Below are 7,562 nucleotides of genomic sequence, written 5' to 3' on the forward strand. Positions count from 1 at the left end.
CTTGAATATTTGCAAAAGAAAGATGGATCAGGAATGAGCAGCGACCAGCGCTTCACCCACGATTTTCCAATCGGCGGCGGCCGTTTCAGTGTTCAAGGAAACTGCCAATTTCAGGTTGTTCATCGACAGACCGGTCTCGTTACAGCAGTTCTTGCAGCGTATGACCCAGTCCACTTCTTCGACTGAACGCGCACAGAGGTGCGGCAAATCGGCAGTCAAGGCGCTGACCTCTTCGATCGTCCAGTCCAGAAGCTCGGTCAAAGTGATATTGGTGTTCATGATCGCCACAGCGTCTGACGGACCGTGGGCGCGTTCGAGATATTCCAGAAACCTGGTTTCCGCTTGCACATGGTGGCGGGTGCACGTGCTGAACCGGTCAAGCAGGTACAACGTGTGGGGAGTCAATGTGCCGCTGTTGCCGTGGGCGAGCCATTCAGTGTTGTTCAGCAATTTCAGCAACGCGTCGTTGGTTAGCACCAGCGCCTGTACTGCCTCACCGGCCCGCAATGCGCTTGCCAGCAACGGTAGGCGTTTTCCGGAGACTAAAGTGTTGGCCGCTATTTCATCGAAAATGGCGACCTCTGAGGTCCCGGCCAATTGCATCGAGCAGGCGATTTCATCCAGGGAAAGAGACGTCACATGGACCAGTAGTGTTTGTATCAGGAGATTTTTCTTGTCGTCTGTGTCATGCGGCTTTGTTTTAAGGGCGTTAACCAGGTTTTCCAGTTCCGTGTTCAGCGCCACGTCGTCGCGGGTTTTATCGAACAGGCGGCACCACTGTTTGACCGAGTACTTGTTTTGCCTGAGCCAGTCCACCGCCCAGTCCATCGCCATCAGCACGTCGAAAATGTCGCTTTCGTTATTACTGTCTTCCCTTATCACTCCGGTCACCAACGCTTTACAGAATGGTTCCCCGCCCAGCAGTCGTGCCAGGTCCGTGCATTCTGCAGGTGACAAACCAAACATCTGGGCTATCCGTGCGTATCGGTAAATGGCGGAAGCGCTCGGTAGATCATGTTTGAACGCAGGCAGGTGTTGCTTGCATTGTCGAACGATCAGCAGGAAGTCATCCTGGGTGACACTGGAATCCAGTCCCGCTTTCAGGAATTTCAGAGTCGCTAATGAACTGTCTATATCAATGTCTTTGCCATTGTTTTCTATCAACGGGTTCGTCGTCGATTTGGGGTTGCTGAATTTCTGGTCGAACAATGAACGTCGATCCCCGCAGGCGTACGTGGGCATGTTGTAGTAAAACGAGGCAAACTCTTCTGGCTTGATGCTGTAGCGCTTGCTCAAGTACCGGTACACGCCGAGTGCTCGTAACGTGTTGTTGTTCATCCCGCTATATTTGTCAGGGGACGCCAGTTCAATGTTCATGATCATGGTGTCGAGCTCAGCGAAGCTAATGCCTGTCCAGCGCCGCAGCCGAGTCATCCGAATCATGCAATCCAGGCGAGCTGTGGAGAAGTTGACGAAGCGCCGGTCGATGGCCGTTACAGCTCCGACTGAGCCTCTATTGATGTACAGGCGTCCGTAATGATGCCGCTCTGACCACAAATTGTTTATTGACCTGTTCGGTAAATATTTCCCATCGGCCAGTAATTCTTCAATCTGATCGTCAGTCAGGCCAGTCAACTTCTGAAAGCTGTCCACGCTCCATAAGAGCTCGTTGTTTCTAGAACCGTAGGCGTTCCACACCACATGATCGTCGTAGGGCGCTGTCAGCAATTTTTGTTGCGCCGGACTTAAACCTGACAGGAGTTTTTGGGATTCGATTCTTGTTTTCGAGCTTCCTCCATAGGTCGAATCTATCCCGGAGAACGGGAGGTTAAGATTGATTCGATAATTCAACTCTCCCAATGCCGGCTTATCTTCGCCCAGTGCGAGTTGGCATTGCTGATGATGGAGATCGTAGGGAAGCTCGAGAGGATAGCGCTCGCTGGCCAGTACTTCCTGAACGGTCTTATCGTTCTTGATCTCATCCAGGTAATTCTGGATATGGGTGTTCAGCGTCTCATTGATGACGCTCACCATGGGGCGCTCAACAAACGTATTTTCAGCGTCCAGGATCAGCCCTGCGAGATCGCAGCGGCGCTCCTCCAGAGTGATCCTGTTCGCGTGAGTGGATGAGTTTTCCAGTTCAAGGGCAAACCGGTACAGCGCACGCAGATAAGCGATGGGCGAATTGTTGGCCGCGATATGGCCCTCATGGCAAAACTGCTGCCAGTCTTCATCGAACAGTGATTGGTAGGTGAGGGGGGCAGAGACCTGATCAGCGTCCCGTCGATTACGTTGTTTAGCCTGCTCCGGCGATAGCTGTTGCTCATAGTACAAACGGCTGATCATGTGCGCGCAGGCTACCGCTTCGTCATAAATGTGCAGCGCATCGGCGGCGTTTTGCAGTGCCAGCGTATCGGCGAAACTTTCCGCAGACAGGCTGGCGATGTCGAACACCGAGTCAATCTGCGCATTGTGCAAAGCTGTTTTGATTTCTGTCTTTGTCGCGTGGTCGCTGAAAGTTGAGTCAACGAGTTGCTGCAGAAGGGAGTCGTTACGGTCCATGTGGGGTGAAGCTCCTGATCGAACACTGTGTTTCCGGTCAATGAAAACTACAGGCGCAGGCAGCTCGAGGAGATAGGAGGACTGAGATTGTTGCGTATGAAAAGGCGATTGCTCGCGCAGTTTTTGATGGGAAAGTCGTAGGCGTTTAAAGCGTATATGAATGGCCAGCCAGTCGCCGGCGGCTCCCACCTTGCGTGGGAGCCTTGTTAGAAATGGTTAAGGGTTAAACCCTGAAGTGACTCACCATCATCTGCAACTGATTGCCTAACCGCGCCAGTTCGACACTCGACGCTGCAGTTTCATCGCTGGCGGCGGCAGTCTGTTCGGACACATCGCGCACGTTGATGATGCTGCGGCTGATCTCTTCGGCCACTGCGCTTTGCTGCTCGGCGGCGGCCGCGATCTGCTGGTTCATCGACTGGATGTTGGACACCGTGCGGGTGATGTTTTCCAGTGACACGCCAGCCTTGCGGGTGAGCGCGACGCTGCTGTCGGTGAGCGCGCGGCTGTTGTTCATCACTGCCGACACTTGCTGCGTACCGTTTTGCAGGGCCGCCACCAGGCCTTCGATTTCTTCGGTGGATTTTTGCGTACGTTGCGCCAGACCGCGAACTTCGTCAGCGACCACGGCAAAACCACGCCCGGCTTCACCGGCGCGGGCGGCTTCGATTGCAGCGTTGAGTGCCAGCAGGTTGGTCTGCTCGGCAACAGCCTTGATGACGTCCATGACGCTGCCGATCTTGTCGCTTTCCTGTTGCAGCACGCCCATGGCTTCCGTCGAACGCACCACTTCGCTGGCCAGACGTTCAATCTGCGCGATGGCTTCGTTCACAACCTTGTCGCCTTCACGGGCTTCACCGTCAGCAGCGGCCGCCGCTTGCGAAGCTTCTTCGGCGTTGCGTGCGACTTCCTGAACGGTGGCCGTCATCTCGTGCATGGCGGTGGCCACTTGATCTGTCTCGATCTTCTGGCTGTTGACGCCGGCGCTGGTCTGTTCGGTCACGGCCGACAGTTCTTCGGCGGCGCTGGCAATCTGCGTGACGCCATCGCGAATGCCGCTGATCAGCTCGCGCAGGGTCACGCCCATGCGGGCGATGCCTTGCTGCAATACGCCCAGTTCGTCGCGGCGCGTCACCTTCACGTCTTGCGAGAGATCGCCGCTAGCGATGCGTTCGACCACGGCCAGGGTGTCACGCAACGGCCCGGTGATTTGACGGGTGATGATCACCGCGGCAATCACCCCGACCAGCAATGCCAGCAACGTGCTGATCAGTTGCAGGGTGCGTGCCTGGGCGCTTTCGGCGTCGCGGCGGTCGAGTTGAATCTGATAGAGCTGATCGCTGAGCGAGACGATGGTCGTGCCCTGATCAGTCATTTCCTTGCGCGCCTGCACGGCGTCGCTGTTGGCGGCTTTATAAGCCTGCAACGCACTGCGGTAATTGCCCAGGGCGCTTTCCAGCTGACGCAATGCGTCCGGCTGAGTGTCGCCAAACTGCACGTTGAGTGGTTTCAGGCTGGCGATGGCCAGGTCGAGTTGGCGGATGGCTTTCTGTTCAGTCTCGGCGTTGCTGGTCGCGGTGTAACCGCGCACTTCATAACGCGCCAGCAGGAAGGCTTCCTTGGCCGCGGTGATCGCCTGGAATTGCTCGGAGCGCTGGTCGCTGAGGGGCATCTGCAACACGCTACTGCTGATGCTATTGATCAGCGTGTTGGCGGTTTCGGCATTGCTGCTCATGATGCCGCTCGCGCTGTTGCCGGTGCGGTAGGCGCTACGCATTTTGTTCAGCGAGGTCTTGTAGGCCTCAATGGTGCTGCCTTGGGCTTGCAGCAGCTTGATGTTTTCCGGGCTCTTGAAGGTCGCCAGCAGTGATTGTTGCTGGGCAGAGAACGCATCAAGTGTGGTCTGCACATTCTGCGCGGCGGTTTCATCGCCGTTGGTCAGCATGTATTGCAGGCGCACCACGCGCAATTTGGTCAACCCGGCATTGAGCTGGGTGATGTCGCTCATCCAGTTGCTGCGGTCAATCAACCCGCCCAGGCTCGTCCAGCCGGTCAGGGCGAGGACGCAGGTCAATGCCAGGACCAGGCCAAATCCCAGGCCCAGTTTCAGGTTCACGCTGATGTTGCCGAACCAGCTATTCATCACAATTCCTCCAGGAACGTTGTGTTTCTTGATCGTCTGTTGGCTGGAAGATTGTTGTTTTTGGGCGCCAGCAAGGGTGTAAGCAAGGCTTTATCGGCCGCCGATGCGAGAGCTGAAAGGATTTTTGTGCAGGGAATGGCGGGTGCGGATATCGAGGACAAATCGCAGACAAAAAAAAAGCCCGCGGGAGGGCGGGCAAACCGTAGTTTCTTGAAGAGCGAGGCTAATGTACTGGTTGGCGAACAGGAGCGGGGTGAAGAAAAATTCATCTGTGGCGGAGTGTTCTCGGAGCTGCGTTGGTTTCGTATGAGCTCGCGGATGAAGTTGGCTGTGGTAGGGAGCAGATTTTCAGCAACAAGCTCCGACCGCTGTCTTGATATGTGACGCAGCTCGGTGACCGAAACCCATTTATTTGTCACTATTGAATGACATGCCGCATCTGATAACTGTCGCCAAATTCATGACGCGTCTCGGGCGAAAATAACCGTCCGGCGGGAGCACAGACAAACTATTGACAGTGTGGTTTTGATCTCACACTATCGGCGGCGTTTTGCTGGCCTTGCGCCATAGAAATGACATCACTCTTGCCATTTCAGATTTTGACAAATTATTTTTGAACCTTCGAGATTCGGTCGAGGTCGCATTGCCGGCGTGATGGGAAATTGCCATCAGCCTGAGAAACAATTTTATTTGGCTACTGTTTAGCGGACCTTCTACTCTATCCGCTGGAATCTTCAGGAAGAAATTTCATGTGTGTTGAGCGAATACTGGTTACCGGCGGTGCGGGTTTTATCGGATCTCACCTTGTCGAGTCTTTGCTGGGCAAAGGATTGAAGGTCCGTGTTCTGGACAATTTGTCGACCGGGAAGGTCAACAATTTGCCAGAGAGCAATGCCAATCTGGAACTGGTGACCGGCGACGTCGCGGACTCAGCGGTCGTGCAGGAAGCGATGCGTGATTGCAGCGCAGTTGTGCACCTGGCGGCAGTGGCCTCGGTCCAGGCTTCGGTCGATGATCCGGTCAGCACCCATCAAGCCAATTTCGTCGGTACGCTCAACGTCTGCGAGAGCATGCAGAAAGCCGGGATCAAGCGCGTTGTATTTGCTTCCAGCGCGGCCATCTACGGCAACAATGGCGAAGGTTCGGCCATTGATGAAGACACCCCAAAATCACCGCTTACCCCCTATGCCGCCGACAAACTGGCCAGTGAATATTACCTGGACTTTTATCGCCGCGAGCATGGCCTGGAGCCGGTGATCCTGCGCTTCTTCAACATTTTCGGCCCGCGCCAGGATCCGTCTTCGCCGTACTCCGGCGTGATCAGCATCTTCACCGAGCGGGCGATCAAAGGTTTGCCGGTGTCGATTTTCGGCGACGGTGAACAGACCCGCGATTTCGTCTTCGTCAAAGACCTGGTCAGCATTCTGCTGCAGGCGCTGGAAGTCAGCGAACCGAAAGAAGGCGCGGTCAACATCGGCCTCAGCCGCTCCACCAGCCTCAACGAATTGATCGCTGAATTGGGCAACGCCACCGGCCGCGCTTTGGCAGTGACTCATCTGGCGCCACGTCAGGGCGACATTCGCCATTCGCGCGCCAATAACGCTCGGTTGCTCGAACGTTTCACCCTTCCCGCACCGACTTCAATCGGCGATGGATTAGCACAGCTTTTGCGCAGTTTGTAATCCGGCTGTTTCACAGCTTTCAAACCGCCTCGATTCAGTCAATTCAAGAGTGAGTTATGGAAATCGTTTTTCGCAGGACGCGTGTCCGCGCGGCCGTCCAACGGCTGTTTGCTGCGTTGGCGCTCATCGTGAGCGGGCCGGCCGTACAAGCTGCAGCATTGCCACAACCCTCCAGCGTCGGCTTTTGGTACGCCGATCAACCGCCCATTCCGGAGCTTTCACAGTTCGATTGGGCGGTGGTCGAGCCGGGCCATATGGCGAGCGGCGATGTCAAAACCCTGCGCAAGCTGGGCAGTCAGCCGTTCGCGTATCTGTCGGTTGGCGAGTTCAGCGGAAGTAAGGCCGAGATCGACAAGGCTGGTCTGGCGAAAGCCGTGAGCCCGGTGCGCAACGATTCCTGGGACAGCCAGGTTATGGACCTGGCCTCGCCGGCCTGGCGCGAGCATTTGTTCGGTGCCGCCAAAGCTTTCCAGGCTGAAGGTTACGCAGGCCTGTTCCTCGATACCCTCGACAGTTTTCAATTGCTGCCTGAAGCCTCGCGAGAAGCACAGCGCCTTGCGCTCGCCAGTTTCCTGCGTGAACTGCACCAGCGTGAGCCGAAGCTGAAGCTGTTTTTCAACCGCGGCTTTGAAGTGCTGCCCGAGCTCGATGGCGTCGCTGCCGCCGTGGCGGTCGAGTCTATCCATGCCGGCTGGGACGCTTCTGCCAAGCGCTATCGCCCGGTGTCGGAATCCGATCGCGAGTGGCTTGAAACTCACCTCAAACCACTGCGTGCCAAAGGCATTCCGTTGGTGGCGATCGATTACCTGCCGCCCGAGCGCCGTGAAGAAGCTCGCAAGCTGGCCAAGCGTCTGCGCGACGAGGGTTTCATCCCGTTCATCGGTACTCCTGATCTGAACTCGATGGGCATCAGCAACATCGAAGTGCAGCCTCGCCGCGTGGCGATGGTGTTCGACCCGCGCGAAGGAGATCTGGCCACGAACGCTGGCCATAGCTACGTCGGTGGATTACTGGAATACCTGGGCTATCGCGTCGACTATCTGCCCGCCGACAGCGCCATGCCGGATTACCGTTTCAGTGGCTTGTACGCTGGCGTGGTCACCTGGATGACCAGCGGCCCGCCGCAGGACAGCCCGGCGTTCAACCGCTGGATCAACGCGCGCCTGGACGAAAAA

Annotated in this window: 5 protein-coding genes and 1 pseudogene; 3 read left to right on the plus strand and 3 right to left on the minus strand. The window is 56.3% G+C overall.

Annotated features, from left to right (window positions below; genetic code table 11):
* Positions 1-27 precede the first annotated feature (27 nt).
* The 3 genes and pseudogenes from DU29_RS0117270 to DU29_RS1000000133775 all read right to left on the minus strand — a co-directional run.
* Positions 28-2,562, minus strand: coding sequence for a Tc toxin subunit A (locus tag DU29_RS0117270; RefSeq protein WP_028622793.1), 2,535 nt, complete (start codon positions 2,560-2,562; stop codon positions 28-30).
* A 223-nt stretch (positions 2,563-2,785) separates the two neighbouring features.
* Positions 2,786-3,649 carry a methyl-accepting chemotaxis protein gene (locus DU29_RS1000000133770; protein ID WP_442961312.1) on the minus strand — a complete coding sequence of 288 codons (864 nt, stop codon included), beginning with the start codon at positions 3,647-3,649 and terminating at the stop codon, positions 2,786-2,788.
* A 42-nt stretch (positions 3,650-3,691) separates the two neighbouring features.
* Positions 3,692-4,705, minus strand: a pseudogene (locus DU29_RS1000000133775) (methyl-accepting chemotaxis protein); the annotation flags it as partial.
* Positions 4,706-4,726: 21 nt separating this feature from the next.
* Here DU29_RS1000000133775 and DU29_RS0117280 point away from each other — a divergent pair.
* The 3 genes from DU29_RS0117280 to DU29_RS0117290 form a co-directional block, all read left to right on the plus strand.
* Positions 4,727-5,089: a hypothetical protein gene (locus DU29_RS0117280; RefSeq protein WP_028622795.1), complete on the plus strand. Its 363-nt coding sequence runs from the start codon at positions 4,727-4,729 to the stop codon at positions 5,087-5,089.
* Positions 5,090-5,454: 365 nt separating this feature from the next.
* On the plus strand, positions 5,455-6,387 hold the full coding sequence (locus DU29_RS0117285) for an NAD-dependent epimerase/dehydratase family protein (RefSeq protein ID WP_028622796.1): 933 nt from the start codon (positions 5,455-5,457) through the stop codon (positions 6,385-6,387).
* 56 nt (positions 6,388-6,443) lie between these two features.
* The coding region (locus DU29_RS0117290) for an endo alpha-1,4 polygalactosaminidase (RefSeq protein ID WP_028622797.1) at positions 6,444-7,562 on the plus strand (1,119 nt) is incomplete at its 3' end.

Origin of the sequence: Pseudomonas sp. Ant30-3 (assembly GCF_000690905.1) — a bacterium.
GTDB lineage: Bacteria > Pseudomonadota > Gammaproteobacteria > Pseudomonadales > Pseudomonadaceae > Aquipseudomonas.

Excerpts from the sequence above, each read along its gene's own strand:
- DU29_RS0117285 (WP_028622796.1), top strand. The coding sequence starts at position 5,455 with ATGTGTGTTGAGCGAATACTGGTTACCGGCGGTGCGGGTTTTATCGGA.
- DU29_RS1000000133770 (WP_442961312.1), bottom strand. The coding sequence starts at position 3,649 with ATGGGCGTGACCCTGCGCGAGCTGATCAGCGGCATTCGCGATGGCGTC.
- DU29_RS0117270 (WP_028622793.1), bottom strand. The coding sequence starts at position 2,562 with ATGGACCGTAACGACTCCCTTCTGCAGCAACTCGTTGACTCAACTTTC.